General features: G+C 74.4%; 12 protein-coding genes. 4 read left to right on the top strand and 8 right to left on the bottom strand.

From position 1 onward, the window contains the following. Positions 1 to 40: 40 nt before the first annotated feature. Positions 41 to 1,657, bottom strand: a complete 1,617-nt coding sequence (locus C7M71_RS29700; RefSeq protein ID WP_111490259.1) for a gamma-glutamyltransferase family protein — start codon at positions 1,655 to 1,657, stop codon at positions 41 to 43. Positions 1,658 to 1,979: 322 nt separating this feature from the next. After that, positions 1,980 to 2,600, bottom strand: coding sequence for a helix-turn-helix domain-containing protein (locus C7M71_RS29695; RefSeq protein ID WP_111490274.1), 621 nt, complete (start codon positions 2,598 to 2,600; stop codon positions 1,980 to 1,982). Between the two features lie 121 nt (positions 2,601 to 2,721). Here C7M71_RS29695 and C7M71_RS29690 point away from each other — a divergent pair, with 121 nt between their 5' ends. Then, on the top strand, positions 2,722 to 3,654 hold the full coding sequence (locus C7M71_RS29690) for a class I SAM-dependent methyltransferase (protein WP_111490260.1): 933 nt from the start codon (positions 2,722 to 2,724) through the stop codon (positions 3,652 to 3,654). A gap of 108 nt (positions 3,655 to 3,762) precedes the next feature. Here C7M71_RS29690 and C7M71_RS29685 read toward each other — a convergent pair whose 3' ends face one another. From C7M71_RS29685 to C7M71_RS29660, 6 genes are all read right to left on the bottom strand, one after another. After that, positions 3,763 to 5,067 carry a beta strand repeat-containing protein gene (locus C7M71_RS29685; protein WP_111490261.1) on the bottom strand — a complete coding sequence of 435 codons (1,305 nt, stop codon included), beginning with the start codon at positions 5,065 to 5,067 and terminating at the stop codon, positions 3,763 to 3,765. Positions 5,068 to 5,270: 203 nt separating this feature from the next. Further along, a complete protein-coding gene (locus tag C7M71_RS29680) occupies positions 5,271 to 6,017 on the bottom strand; it encodes an IPT/TIG domain-containing protein (protein ID WP_111490262.1) in 747 nt (248 codons plus the stop codon). Positions 6,018 to 6,491: 474 nt separating this feature from the next. Then, complete coding sequence (locus tag C7M71_RS29675) at positions 6,492 to 7,658, bottom strand: alanine racemase (protein ID WP_229759003.1); 1,167 nt, start codon at positions 7,656 to 7,658, stop codon at positions 6,492 to 6,494. Between the two features lie 246 nt (positions 7,659 to 7,904). Then, the gene (locus C7M71_RS29670; RefSeq protein ID WP_111490264.1) at positions 7,905 to 8,318 is read right to left on the bottom strand and encodes a RidA family protein; all 414 of its coding nucleotides are present in this window, start codon (positions 8,316 to 8,318) and stop codon (positions 7,905 to 7,907) included. A gap of 44 nt (positions 8,319 to 8,362) precedes the next feature. Next, on the bottom strand, positions 8,363 to 9,109 hold the full coding sequence (locus tag C7M71_RS29665) for an IclR family transcriptional regulator (protein ID WP_111490275.1): 747 nt from the start codon (positions 9,107 to 9,109) through the stop codon (positions 8,363 to 8,365). Then, a complete protein-coding gene (locus C7M71_RS29660) occupies positions 9,106 to 10,215 on the bottom strand; it encodes a sugar kinase (RefSeq protein ID WP_229759002.1) in 1,110 nt (369 codons plus the stop codon). Before C7M71_RS29660 ends, C7M71_RS29665 begins: the two co-directional genes overlap by 4 nt. 244 nt (positions 10,216 to 10,459) lie before the next feature. Here C7M71_RS29660 and C7M71_RS29655 point away from each other — a divergent pair, with 244 nt between their 5' ends. The 3 genes from C7M71_RS29655 (at position 10,460) to C7M71_RS29645 (ending at position 13,628) form a co-directional block, all read left to right on the top strand. After that, complete coding sequence (locus C7M71_RS29655) at positions 10,460 to 11,104, top strand: bifunctional 4-hydroxy-2-oxoglutarate aldolase/2-dehydro-3-deoxy-phosphogluconate aldolase (protein ID WP_111490266.1); 645 nt, start codon at positions 10,460 to 10,462, stop codon at positions 11,102 to 11,104. Positions 11,105 to 11,271: 167 nt separating this feature from the next. Next, positions 11,272 to 12,837 (top strand): N-acyl-D-amino-acid deacylase family protein, encoded by a 1,566-nt coding sequence (locus tag C7M71_RS29650; protein ID WP_111490276.1) that lies wholly within the window; start codon positions 11,272 to 11,274, stop codon positions 12,835 to 12,837. Further along, positions 12,834 to 13,628, top strand: a complete 795-nt coding sequence (locus C7M71_RS29645) for an IclR family transcriptional regulator (protein WP_111490267.1) — start codon at positions 12,834 to 12,836, stop codon at positions 13,626 to 13,628. Before C7M71_RS29650 ends, C7M71_RS29645 begins: the two co-directional genes overlap by 4 nt. Positions 13,629 to 13,639: the final 11 nt, after the last annotated feature.

Here is a 13,639-nt window from a genome sequence, read left to right as displayed (position 1 = left end):
GGCTTGCGGGGAGGCGCAGTTTGCCGCCGCCGTCCGAGGCTCAGGGGTGGCTGACGGCGGTTCCGTCGCTGCGGGGGTCGGCGGCGGCGTGCAGGGTGCCGTCCGGGTGGGCCCGGACCAGCTGGCCGTGGCCGACCTCCTCGTCGGAGGCGTCGCCGACCCGGAGCCGCAGGCCGGCGGAGCGCAGGGCGGCGGTGGCGGCGGCGGGGACGCCCGGTTCGGCGAAGGCGGCGTCGGCCGGGGCGTCCACCCCCATGCCGCCGACCACCCATCGGGGGCGGCGCAGGGCCTCGGCCGGGGAGTCCCCGGCGTGCAGGCGCATGGCCAGATGGGCGTGGATCTGCGGCTGCGCCTTGCCGCCCATGGTGCCGTGCGCGCCCGTCACGGTGCCGTCCCGGCGGGTCAGCACCGGCATCAGGGTGTGGGCGGGGCGGCTGCCGCCCCGCAGCCGGTTGGGTGCTCCGGGCAGCAGGCTGAAGTACGAGCCCCGGTTGTGCAGCAGCACACCGGTGGCCGGGTCGAGGATGCCCGAGCCAAAGCTGTGGAAGAGGCTCTGGATCAGGGAGACGGCGGTGCCGTCGGCGTCCATGGCGACCACCGCCACGGTGTCACCGCTGGGGCGGGCGGCCTGGGCGGCGGCGGCCGGGGTCTGCGGGGCCAGGCGGACATTCGGATCGGCAGCCGGGTCGGCGGCTGCCTCGGCGATCCGGGCGATACGGGCGGCGCCCAGCAGTTCCTCGACGGGGACGGGGGTGTGCCGGGGGTCGGCGAGGAAGGCGTCGCGGTCGTCGGCGGCGAGCCGGAAGACGCGGGCGAGCACGGCCGCGTCGGCACCGAGCAGGTCCAGGGCCGGGTCAAGGCGTTCCAGGGCGGCGAGGATCTGGAGCAGGTGCAGGCCCTGGGAGTTCGGCGGCGCGGTGAGGTACTGCTCGCCACGGAAGGTCCCGGTGAGCGGGGCGGTGGTCTCCGTACGGTGCCGGGCGAGGTCGTCGCGGGTCATCGGGGAGCCGAGGCTCCGGAGGCGGGCGACGAGCGACGCGCCGATGCCGCCCTGGTAGAGCGCGTCCGGGCCGTCCTCGGCGAGGGCGGCGAGGGTCCGCGCCAGGGCCGGTTGGACGAGCGGCTGACCGGCGGTGAGCGGCCGGCCTGCGGCGAAGAAGACCTCCCGCATGCCCTCGTCCGCTGCGAGCAGGCCCTGTTCGGCGGCGAGGGCGGCGGCGACGCCGGGGGCGGTGGGCACGCCGTCGCGGGCATAGTCGACGGCGCGGGTGAAGAGCCGGGCGAAGGGGAGCCGCCCGGCGGTCCGGGAGAGGGTGGCCCAGCCCGCGACGACGCCGGGCACGGTGACGCTGAGCGGGCCGGTGACCGGCATCCGCCCGAGCCGTCCGAAGGTGTCGGGATCGGCGGCCAGCGGTGCCGCTCCACTGCCGTTGACCGCGACGGCCGGGCCGCCGGGCCGGGAGACCAGGGCGATCAGGTCGCCGCCGACGGCGCACTGGTGGGGGTAGACCACGGTGAGCGCGACGGCCGCGGCGAGGGCGGCGTCGACGGCGTTGCCGCCGTCGCGTACGGCCTCCTCGCCGGCGGCTGTGGCGAGTGCGTGCGGGGTGGCCAGCGCGAACGCGGTGGGGGCGGGAGCGGGGCGAGGGGTGCTCATGGCAGGGGGCCGTTCGTCGGGGGCGCAAGCGGGTCGGGGGGTGCGGCGGTGCGGCCGCTGGAGTCGTCCCGCCGGCCGCTTCGGGGGTGATGAGCGACCAGTTGCCGGATCAACGGAGATTCTCCATGGCGGCGGGACGGGAACTGCCTACCTGTGCACGAGTTTCCCAGGCCGGGGCGCCGAGCGGGCGGCCGGGGGCGGGAGGCGGTCCTTGACGACGCACCGCTGAGACTCCCCCACCGCCGGTCCCGGGGCAAGCCCGCAGCCGCGACGGCCAGGCATGGGGGAACGGGGAGTTCGACATCGACTTCGTCCTGCGCGGCTATGCCCCGCCCGCACCCGCCACCGCACCGGGGCCGGGTCGGCCGCCGGGGCGGGCGCGTACGTGCATGCGCTCGCCCTGGCGGCCGAAGAGGCTGAGCAGTTCGACGGGGCCCTCGCCGGTGCTGCCGAACCAGTGCGGCAGCCGGGTGTCGAACTCGGCGGCCTCGCCCGAGCCCAGCACCAGGTCCTGGTCGGCCAGGGTCAGCCGCAGGCGTCCGGCCAGGACGTAGACCCACTCATAGCCCTCATGGGTGCACGGCTGGGGTGTGCTGCGGGTCGCCGGGAGGACCAGCTTGAAAGCCTGGAGCGGGCCGGGCTGCCGGGTCAGGGGCAGCACGGTGGTGCCGTTCACGCGCTGGGGTCTCAGCCGGACGCGGGGGTCGCCGACCTCGGGGGCGCCGACCAGTTCGTCCAGCGGGACCTGGTGTGCCTGGGCGATGGGGAGCAGCAGTTCCAGGCTGGGACGGCGCTGGCCGGACTCCAGGCGGGACAGGGTGCTCTTGGAGATGCCGGTGGCCTCGGCGAGCGCCGCCAGGGTCACCCCCCGCTGGGTGCGCAGGCTTCTGAGGCGCGGGCCGACCTCGGTCAGGGCCCGGGCGATGGCGGTGGACTGCTCCATGCCGCCCATTGCACCGCACCGGTCCCGGAAACGGCAACAAAGATTGCGGGGAGCGGAACGGCGGACGCAGGCTGTGGTGCCGTCGGCCTCAGGGCCGAGACCACGTACTCCGAACCCCGGCATGGAGGAAACCGTGCATCAGCCGCACGCCCACACCCACGACCACACGCATACCCACAGCCATGGCTCCGACCACGACTGGGAGGCCCTGGGCGACCAGCTGGAGCGCGAAGCCGAACTGCACATCCCCGCCGTCACCGAGGCCGCGCACTGGCTGCGCGACCTGCTGGGCCTCGACGGCGGCGGGCAGACCCGCGTCAGCCGTGTTCTCGACGTGGGCAGCGGGCCGGGGGTGGCCGCCTGCCTGCTCGCCGCCGCCTTCCCGGACGCCGAGGTCGTCGCCGTGGACCAGGCTCCCGGCCTGCTGGAGCGGGTCCGTACCCGGGCGGCCGGGCTGCACCTGGCCGACCGGGTGGCCACCCTGCGGACGGATCTGCCCAGCGGGTTCGACTCGCTGGGCTCGGCGGACCTGATCTGGTCCGGCAATGCGATCCACCATCTCGGGGACCAGCAGGCGGCGTTGGCCGCCCTCGCCGCCTCGCTGCGGCCCGGCGGCCTGCTCGCCGTCGCCGAACGCGGACTGCCCCCGCGCTTTCTGCCCCGCGACATCGGCATCGGCCGCCCCGGCCTGCAAGCCCGCCTGGACGCCGCCAACGAGGAGCTCTTCGGCACCATGCGCGCCCAACTGCCCGGATCGACCGAGACGGTGGAGGACTGGCCTGCCATGCTGGCCCGGGCCGGTCTCATGCCCAGCGGGACGCGGACCTTCCTCACCGACCTCCCGGCCCCCCTGGGCCGGCCGGCCCGCGAGTACCTGTACGCCCAGCTCTCCCGGCTGCGCGACCGCCTCGGCGACCGGCTCGACCGTGAGGACCGCGAGACCCTGGACCTCCTGGTGGACGGCGATGCCCGCACCGGCATCCGGTCGCGCCCGGACGCCTTCTACCTCACCGCCATCACCGTCCACACGGCCCGTGCCCCCCGCCCCGCCTAGGCGGGGGTGGCCCACGGCGGGCCACGGGACCGGGGTGGTCCCCTGGCCCGCCGCTCGGCGACCGGGTGGCAGGGATCGGGGGGCGGCGATCGGCCGGTGTCCGGGCTTTCAGATCCCGGGCGGGGCGAGGCGGGTGTAGGGGACGCCGGTGCTGGTGCCGCCCGGGGTGGTGACGGTGACATTGACCGTTCCGGCGGCGCCCGGCGGGGCGGTGGCGGTCAGCCGGGTGTCGGAGACGACGGTGAAGGCCGCTGTCACGGTGCCGAAGCGCACGGCCGTGGTGCTGGTCAGGCTGGTCCCGCTCAGGGTCACCGTGTTGCCGCCGCCCAGGGGGCCCTGGTTCGGTGCGACCGCGCTCAGCGTCGGCGGGGCGACATAGGCGTACCCGCCGGGGTTGCTCGTTCCGCCGGGTGTGGTGACGGTGACGGCGACCGTCCCCGCCGCTCCTGCGGGTGCGACCGCGTTGATCTGGAGGTCGGAGACGACGGTGAAGGCTGCGGCCGTGGCGCCGAAGGCCACGCCGGTGGCCGTGACCAGGCCGGAGCCGGTCAGGGTCACGGTGGTGCCGCCCGCCGTGGGCCCGGAACCGGGGGCGACGCCGGTGAGGACCGGCGTGGCGAGGTAGTAGTAGAAGACGCCGCCGGGTGTGGTGCCGCCCGGCGTGGTGACGGTGACGGTGGCCGCTCCGACGGTCCCGGTGGGGACGACGGCGGTGATCTGGGTCGCCGACACCACGGTGAAGGAGGTCGCCGCGTTGGCTCCGAAGAGGACTGCGGTGGCTCCGGTGAGGTTGCTCCCCGTCAGGCTGACGGTGGTTCCGCCCGCCAGGGGGCCCTGGTTGGGTGCCACGGAGCCGAGGGCCGGGGCGGGGACGTAGGTGTAGGCGACGCCCGCGCTGGTGCCACCGGGTGTGGTGATCGTGACATTGACCGTTCCGGCGGTACCGGCCGGGGCGAACGCGGTGACCTGGGTTCCCGACACCACGGTGAAGGCGGCGTTCGCCGCGCCGAAGTGGACGGTGGTGGCCCCGGTGAAGCCGCTTCCGGTCAGGGTCACGCTGTTGCCGCCGGTGACCGGTCCCTGGTTGGGCGCCACCGTGCTGATCACCGGGGTGGGGGTCGCATACATGAAGTTGATGCCGTTGCTGACGCCGCCCGTGGTGGTCACCACGATCTGTACGGTCCCGGAACCGGCCGGGGCGACTGCGGTGATCTGGGTCGGGGAGACCACCGTGTACGACGTCGCGGGCACGCCCCCGAAGGTCACCGACGTCACGCCGGTGAATCCGGTGCCGGTCAGGGTGACCAGGGTCCCGGCAGTCCCCGAGAACGGACTGCTCAGGTTGATCACAGGGGCGACCAGCGCCGCCAACGGGTGCGCGGGGGTGGGCGGTGAGCTGTCGGATGCCTCCACAGCCGTTCTCCTCACGAGGATGGTCGTGGGTCACGAGGATGGTCCGGGGTCACGAGGATGGTCCTGGACCCGGGCACCGGCCGGAACCCGGTGCCGGGCGGTGGTGGCGGTTCAGGGCCGATGGGTCCGCCCGGCCGCGAGCCTCACGCTGCCCGGGCCGGGCGGACGGTGGTGAACGGTGCGCGACGGGATACCGGCGTGGATCAGATGCCGGGGCCCGCCACGTAGGTGAAGGCGCCCGCGTCCGTGGCGGTGCCTGCGGGGTTGCTGAGCGTGACGTCGACCGCGCCGGCGGTTCCGGGCGGGGTGACGGCGGACACCGTGGTCGCGTTGATGACCGAGAACGGTGCCACCGTCCCGCCGAAGGTGACCTGGTTGGTGCTGTCCAGGTTGGTGCCGGTGATGGTCACCGCAGTACCGCCGGAGGTCGGGCCGGACGTCGGCGTGAGCCCGGTGATGGTGGGGGCGTCGATGTAGGTGTACGAGAGGCCGTTGTTGGTGCCGCCGGCGGTGGTCACACTGACGGACACCGGTCCGGCCGTCGCGCCCGCGGGCACGACGGCGGTGATCTGGCTGTCCGACACCACGGTCGGGGTGACCGCGTTGGCGCCGAAGGAGACACTGGTGGCGGTGGACAGCCCGGTACCGGCGATGGTGACGGTGTTGCCGCCCGCGCTGGTGCCCGAGGTCGGGCTGAGGCTGGACTTGAACGGGGCGCCGACGTAGAAGAACGACACCGGGTTGCTGGTCCCGCCCGGGGTGGTCACGGTCACGCCGACCGTGCCGGAGCCGGACGGGGAGACGGCGGTGACCTCCGTCGGGGAGACGTTGGTGACGGCGGTGGCCGGCTTGGAGCCGAAGGTCACCGCGGTGGTGCCGGTGAGGTTGGTGCCCGTGATGGTGACGGTGGTGCCGCCTCCGGTGGATCCCTGGTTGGGGCTGATGGGCATGGTGGTCCTCCTCGTTGTACCGCTGACATGAAGGTGGTGCCGGCGGTGGCGCGGCTGCCGGTCGCCGGTGTTGCCGGTCGCCGGCGGCGGGAAATGCCGCGCCACGTGTCGTAGAGGCGAGGGCCACGGTCGTGGCCTCGGCGGATACCCGAAGTACGCGATTGCTCCGCGCACCGCCCCATCGGGGGGCGGCGGGAGCCGCCACACCAGCCGGTGCCGCGACACGGCACCGGCTGGTGGATCCAGGCCCTCTTCAGGGGTTGCCCATCGCGACAGGATGGCGTTGAACGCTCTGCGTCCCTACAGGCAGGGACAGTCGGCGAGCAGGCCGGTTGCCGCGCTCCCCCGGAGAGGGATGGGCGGCCCACCGGTTCAGATATCTCAGTGACGCACCTGGAGTACCTACGACACAATCAGTTGGCCGATAAGGTCACCCGAATGGCGGAGCGTAGGCGCAAAGGCACCCGCCCTCTGTCAGAAGTAGCAGCGTGCGGTGTCCACGACCCGGTAGTCGTCGTCCACGATCGGGACCAGCTGCCACTTGTCGTGCGCGGTGCACGGGTGGGAGATGCCGAAGCCGACCAGGTCGCCCACGCCGGGTTCGGCCCCCGGCGCCGTGCGGAGGAAGAGATGCTGGTCGTTGAGGTCCTCCACCGTCCAGCCGTGTACCGGAACCGGGCCGTCGGCGGTGCGGTGGGTGTGCGGGACCGGCAGCCCCTGGTCGAAGGAGAGGTCGCGGCGGCCGGCGTCCAGCAGCGCCAGACCCGGCTCTGGCACCGAGAGGACCTGGGACCAGACCTCGATGGCCGGGCGGAACGGCCCTCCGGTTCCCGGTGACAGCCGGGCGTAGAGGCCGTCGTCATGGGTGAGGTAGGCGCCGCTGCGCAGCACGGTGCGTACCGGCCGGGCCAGGTCCCATCCGCTCAGTACCTCGGCCACCAGGTCGAAGTAGAGCGAGCCGCCCGCGCTGGCCACGTACTCCGGGGCGTCCGGGTCCAGCAGCCCCGCCTCGGCGAGCAGGGCGAGTGCCGACCGCACCGTGTGCAGATAGGCGCGCACCTGGGCGAGCGCCTCGGAGTCGCGGCCATGGCTGACGCTGCCCTCGTAGCCGGCGACGCCGACCACGCTCAGCGCGGCGGTGCCGTGGGCGGCGGCGGCCACCTCCAGGGCGGCGTCGGGTGTGCGGCATCCGGTGCGCCCGCCGTGGTGGCCGATCTCCACGAGTACCGGCAGGGCGGGCAGGTCCGGGTCGAGCGCCTGCTCCAGGAGGCGTACGCCTGCGACGCTGTCGACATAGCAGAGGAAGGCGAAGCCGGGGTCGGCGGCCAGCTCCCGCTGGATCCAGGCGGCGAAGCCGCCGTGGACCAGTTCATTGGCGAGCAGGACGCGCCGCGCACCGCCGGCCCGGAAGACCCGCGCCTGGTAGGGCGTGGCGACGCTCACCCCCCAGGCGCCGAGCTGCTCCTGACGGCGGTACAGGTCCGGGGAGAGGGCGATCTTGCCATGCGGCGCCAGCGACACCCCGTGCCGGGCGCAGTAGTCCGCCATGGCGGCGATATTGGCCCCGAGGCTGCGTTCCCGCAGGACCATGACCGGCCACTCGAAGTCCGACTCGAACAGGTTCAGACCCGCCGCAGCCACCTGTCCGAGGGTCAGCTGGGCCGTCGAGGGCGGCAGCGCACGGAAGTGGCGGCCGGCCGCACCGTCGTCCCTGGCCGGTGCGGCGGCGCTGAGGGAACGGGTTGCCTGGGCAGGATCGGGTATCTGGGCAGGATCGGGTGTCCGGGCAGGATCGGGAATCTGGGCAGGGTCGGGCAGCGGGGCCATGGCGTTCCTTTGCGGACATCCTGGAGGGCTTGTGCGTGGGGGTGCCTGGACGGCGCACGGTCAGGACAGGACGATCGCCTGGGCGTCGATCTCGACCAGCATGGGCTCCTGCGGCAGGCCGACGAAGACGGTCGTACGGCAGGGCTTCACGCCGCCGGGAGAGAGGTGCTTCTCGATGAACGCGGCATAGGCGTCGTTCATGGCCGCGAAGTCCTCCCGCTTGGTGAGGTAGACGCGGAACATCAGCACATCGTCGACCCCGGCGCCGCCCGCGCGGAGGACCGCGAGGACGTTCTCCAGCGTGCGCGTGGTCTGGGCGCCGACATCGCCGGGGTAGAGGTAGGCGCCGGTGGCCGGGTCCTGCGGGCCCTGGCCGGAGACCTGGAGGATCGGGCCCTTGCGGACGCCCTGGGAGAAGGACCAGGCGGGGGCGGGTGCGTCGGTGGTGCGGACTTCGGTGTACGGGGTGGTCACGGGTGCGGGCCTTTCGGTCTGTCCGGGTGGGGGGAGGAGGGTCCTCACGAGGGCGCGAGGCCGCAGTCGGCGGAGACCGCGTCGGCTGCCTGGCGCAGCCTGGGGAGCAGGTTCAGGAGGCGTTCGTAGGGCAGGACCAGGTCCGGCACGGAGAGGGAGACCGCGGCGACGACCCGTCCGGTGATGTCCCGGATGGGCGCGGCCACGCAGTTGATGAACGCCTCGTGCTCGGCGCGGTCCTGGGCCCAGCCCTGGTCGGCGACCGTACGCAGCTCGGCGAGCAGCGCCTCGGGGGTGGTCAGGGTGTTGGGGGTGAAGGGGGTGTAGGTGATGCGGCGGGCGACCCGGCGGCGCTCCGCCTCCGGCAGGTCGGCGAGCAGCACCTTGGAGACGGCCGCGCAGTGCAGCGGTGCGCGCAGGCCGATGCGGGAGTACATCCGCACCGGCTGGTGGGAGTCGTACTTGTCGATGTAGACGACGTCGCCGCCCTCATAGGCGGCCAGGTGCACGGTCTGGCCGGTGTCGTGGTTGAGTGCGCGCAGTTGGGGAGCGGCGACGGCGCGGATGCCGCGCTGTTCGAGGGCGGCACCGGCCAGCGCGAACAGCTGCGGGCCGAGGCGGTAGCGGTGGTCGGCGTCACGCTGGACGATGCGCGCGTCCTCCATCGGCCGCAGCAGCCGGAGCACCGTGCTCTTGTGCACGCCGACGACCTCGGCGAGTTCGTCCAGGGTGCGCTCGCCTTCGCCCAGCTCTTGGAGCAGCCGCATGGCGCGATCGACGGTCTGGCTCACTCCGCTGCCCACCCTCCGCTCCCGTTCGGCGGTGCGTCCACGGCGGCGAGTACGGGTGACTCGATGCCGCGCGCCGTGACCCGGGTGGCCGCCCAGGCGGCGGGGTCCGCCGTGAGCAGCGCCGCGACCACCGGGGGCGGGATCGGGGCGCCGTGGTCGCCGGGGACGGTCAGCACAAGGGCGGCGGACAGATGGCCGAGCCGCAGGCGCCGCTGTTCGTCCAGACCGCGCAGGACGCCCGCGAGGTATCCGGCGGCGAAGGCGTCGCCGGCGCCGGTGGCCTCCACCACCTCGACCGGCAGGGCGGGCTCGGTGACCGTGGTGCCGTCGCGGTGTACGGCGGTCGCGGTGTGCCCGGCGTCCTTGACCACCAGCGTCTGCGGTCCGGGGAGCAGGGTCCGCAGGGCGCGGGGGTCGCCGGTGCCGAGCACGGATTCGGCCTCGTCCGCGCCGAGCAGGACCAGGTCGGCCGCGTCCATCAGGCCGTGCAGCACACCGGGGTCGCGGCCGTGCCACAGCGCGGGGCGCCAGTTGAGGTCGAAGCTGACGGCCCGGCCGGGGCGGCGCAGCGTCAGCAGTTCGCGGAGCAGGGCGAGGCAGCTGTCGGACAGCGCCGCGGTGATGCCGCTGAGGTGGATCAGCGGGGCGGCGTCCAGCAGCCGGGCGGCGGAGGGGTCGGCCAGCAGCTCCGGTCCGAGGGCGGCGGCGGCCGAGCCGCTGCGCCGGTAGTGCATGCGGGTGACGCCGGGGCCCAGGTCGTGCGGGCGGCTGCCGTCGCCGCCGATCTCCTTGACGTACAGCCCGGTCGGCCGCAGCGGGTCGACGGCGACCGCGCTCACATCGACTCCTCGGGCGGCCAGGGCGCCGGTGAGGTGGCGGCCGAAGCCGTCGTCGCCGACCCGGCTGATCCAGGCGGCCGGGATCCCCAGGGCGGTCAGGCCGCAGGCGACATTGGACTCCGCTCCGCCCGCGTCGCGCCGGAAGGAGGGGACGTCCTCCAGGGGGCCGGGCCGGTCGGCGACCAGGACCACCATCGATTCGCCGACGCAGACGGCGGCCGGCGGCCGTGGCGGCCCCTGGGCGCTCGCGTGTGTTCCGACTGTCACTCGTGCCGCTCCTCACTGCCCCGACTGCGTCGGTTCCGTCCGGTCGGCGCTCCCGTGTCCAGCCTCGGGGGAACGTTGACCGCCGCCAGGGCCTGAGGTTAAATCAACCCAGAGAGATTATGCAACGCTCGTTGCATATGTTGCAACGCAGCAGGTAGAAGCCACTCCCGGCGCGGGGAATCAGCGCGTTCCAAGGCCCGTCGCCCGACGTCCCGCGCCGCACTCGCAACGGAGACCGAGCCCTGTGACCCCTCCCGCCCCCCTCCCCGGCCTGGCCGCCGACCGCGCCATCGCCGTCGTCCGCGCCCCCGCCATCCCGGACGCGGCGGCCCTCTGCGCCGCCCTCGCCGAAGGCGGCATCCGGTGGGTCGAGTTCACCTTCACCACCCCCGGCGTCGCCGGACACCTGCGACGCGCCGCCGCCGGTGACCACGGCTGCCGGATCGGCGCCGGCACGGTGCTGACCGCCGCCCAGGCCGAGGAAGCCCTGGACGCCGGTGCCGGATTCCTGGTCACCCCGGGGCTGCGGCCCGAGGTCGCCGCCGTCGCCCACCGGACCGGCACCCCGGTCGTCCTGGGCGCGCTGACCCCCACCGAGGTCGCCGCAGCGGTGGACCTGGGCGCCGCCGCGGTCAAGCTCTTCCCCGCCCGGACCTTCGGCCCGCGCTATCTGCGCGACCTGCACGGCCCCTACCCCGGCGTGCCGTTCGTCGCCTCCGGCGGGGTCAGTGCGGCCGACGCGGCGGACTATCTGGAGCACGGCGCCACCGCCGTGACCGCCGGCACCGAGGTGGTCCCGCCCGCCGCCGTGGCCGCCGGCGACTGGACCGGCATCACCCGCAGGGCCCGCGCTTTCACCGCCGCCCTGCCGCGTACGCTTGGCTCCTGACGGAGCGTCAACCCGACATCGCGCCTGTAGTTTTGCTATGCAAAGTCATATGTTGCAATCGCGCGGAGGTTGATGGCAGGGTGGATGCGGCGTCAGCCGGGCAGGGGTGGGTGCGGCGTCCAGAGCCGCAGCCCGCACTGCCGTGACTGGATGGGGAGGTGCTGCCCGTGTTCGACGTGGTGCTGCGCGGCGGCTGGGTGGTCGACGGTACGGGGGCGCCGCCGTTCCGGGCCGATGTCGCGGTCGCCGGCGAGCGCATCGCGGCGGTGGGACGGCTGGACGCCGTCGCCGGGGCGTCCGAGGTGGATGTCTCCGGCCGGTATGTGATGCCGGGGTTCGTGGACGCGCATGTGCACGCCGACGCGCTGGCGGACAGCGAGGAGGTCCAGCTGGCGGCGCTGCGGCAGGGGGTGACGACGCTGGTCCTGGGGCAGGACGGACTGTCGTTCGCGCCGGCCTCGGCACCCACGATCGCGGCGGTGTCGCGGTACTTCGGGCCGGTGAACGGGCCGTGCCCGGCGGCGCTGGCCGAGGGCTGCACGGTGGCGGACCTGCTGGCGCACTACGACCGGGCGACCGCGTTGAACGTGGCCTATCTGGCGCCGGCGGGCACCATCCGGGCCGAGGTGATGGGGTTCTCCGACGCGGCGGCGGATGCCGGGCAGCTCGCGGCGATGCGCGGGATGGTGGAACGGGCGCTGGCCGACGGCGCGGTGGGGCTCTCGACGGGGCTGGAGTACGTACCGGGGCGGTTCGCCGATGCGGCGGAGGTGGCGGCGCTCTGCGCGCCGGTGGCCTCGGCGGGCGGCGTCTACGTGACCCATATGCGCGGCTACGAGGCCGACGCCTGGCGCGGCATGGCCGAGGTCGCCGAGATCGCGCGCCGCTCGGCGGTGGCCACGCATGTGTCGCACTACCACGGCCCGGCGAACATGCTGACCGGGCTGGTCGACGGCGCCCGTGGGGAGGGGCTGGACGTCACCTTCGACGCCTATCCGTATCTGCGGGGCAGCAGCATCCTGGCGATGGTGGCGCTGCCCGCCGACGTCCAGCGCCGGGGCCCGGAGGACACGCTGGCGCAGCTCGCCGACCCGGAGGTCCGCAACCGGCTGGCGCGGGAGTGGTTCCCGGCGATCGACGACGTACTGGACCGGATCACGCTCTCCTATGTGGGGGCGGACGCATGGGCCTGGGCGGAGGGACTGCCGCTGCGCGAGGCCGCCGGGAAGGCGTCGCTGGCGGCCGGCGAGCTGGTCTGCGAGCTGGTGTCGGCGAGCGCCCTGGGGGCCGGCTGCGTCTTCGCCCAGCCGCCCACCAACACCGAGGCCGACATGCGGACGCTGCTGCGGCACGAGGCGCATATGGCCGGGTCGGACGGCATCCTGCTGGGCAGCCGCCCGCACCCGCGCGGCTGGGGTACCTTCGCACGGCTGCTGGGGCGGCACACCCGCGAACTGGCCGACTGGAGCTGGGGGGAGGCGGCGCTGCACCTGGCCGGGCATCCGGCGCGGCGGTTCGGGCTGGCCGGTCGGGGGATCGTCCGCAGCGGCCTGGTCGCGGACCTGGCCGTGGTCGACCCGGCCGGGGTCACCGACCGTGCCGAGTACGCCGATCCGCGCCGCCCGGCCGACGGGGTCGACCATGTGCTGGTCGGTGGGCAGTTCGTACTGCGCGACCGGGCGCTGACCGGGGCCAGGCCGGGGCGCGGGCTACGGCGGGGGGAGGACGCATGACCACGACCGACGAGAAGGCCACGGCGGCGCGCAACAACTCCGCCTCCCTGCGGCGGGCGCTTGCCATCCTGCTGCACCTCGGCGGGGACGACGCCGTACGGGGGGCCACCCTCTCCGAGCTGGCGTCGGGCCTGAGCATGAACAAGAGCACGCTGCTGCGGCTGCTGGCCCCGCTCTGCGAGGTGCGGCTGGTGGAGCAGGACGCGGACACCGGCCGGTACCGGCTGGGGTGGCGCACGGCGCAGCTCGGGCAGACCTACCTGGAGCGGCTGGACCTGCGGGACACGGCGCACGATGTGCTGGAGCAGCTGACCGCCGACACCGGGGAGACCACCTATCTGGTGATCGCCGACCTGCCGGAGGTGGTGTACCTCGACAAGGTCGACAGCCTGCAACCGGTGCGGATGTACTCCCGGATCGGCAGCCGCCAGTCGGCGCACTGCACCGGCGTGGGCAAGGCGCTGCTGGCGCACGCCGACGCCGACGCGGTGAACGCCGTGATCGCGCACGGCCTGCCGCAGCGCACCCCGCGCACCCACACCACCGAGGCAGCGCTCCGCGCCGACCTCGCGGTGATCCGCCGGCGCGGCTACGCGGTGGACGACATCGAGAACGAGCCCGACATCCGCTGCGTCGCGGCGCCGGTCTTCGACCACGCCGGCGCTGCGGCCTGCGCGGTCAGCGTCTCCGGGCCGGCCGGGCGGGTCACCGCCGAGCGGGTGCCGGAGCTGGGAGCGCTGGTGGCCGCCGCCGCCGAGGAGATCTCCCGGCGGCTGGGCGCCCGCCGCTGACCGCCGAAGGG

Origin of the sequence: Peterkaempfera bronchialis, from assembly GCF_003258605.2 — a bacterium.
Taxonomy (GTDB): domain Bacteria; phylum Actinomycetota; class Actinomycetes; order Streptomycetales; family Streptomycetaceae; genus Peterkaempfera; species Peterkaempfera bronchialis.
The sequence above is the reverse complement of the archived record's forward strand: the minus strand, read 5'-3'. Positions and strand labels throughout refer to the sequence as shown.

Bases quoted from the DNA above. Each gene is read 5' to 3' on its own strand.
- C7M71_RS29700 (WP_111490259.1), bottom strand. From the start codon at position 1,657: ATGAGCACCCCTCGCCCCGCTCCCGCCCCCACCGCGTTCGCGCTGGCC.
- C7M71_RS29645 (WP_111490267.1), top strand. From the start codon at position 12,834: ATGACCACGACCGACGAGAAGGCCACGGCGGCGCGCAACAACTCCGCC.
- C7M71_RS29680 (WP_111490262.1), bottom strand. From the start codon at position 6,017: ATGCCCATCAGCCCCAACCAGGGATCCACCGGAGGCGGCACCACCGTC.
- C7M71_RS29690 (WP_111490260.1), top strand. From the start codon at position 2,722: ATGGAGGAAACCGTGCATCAGCCGCACGCCCACACCCACGACCACACG.
- C7M71_RS29695 (WP_111490274.1), bottom strand. From the start codon at position 2,600: ATGGAGCAGTCCACCGCCATCGCCCGGGCCCTGACCGAGGTCGGCCCG.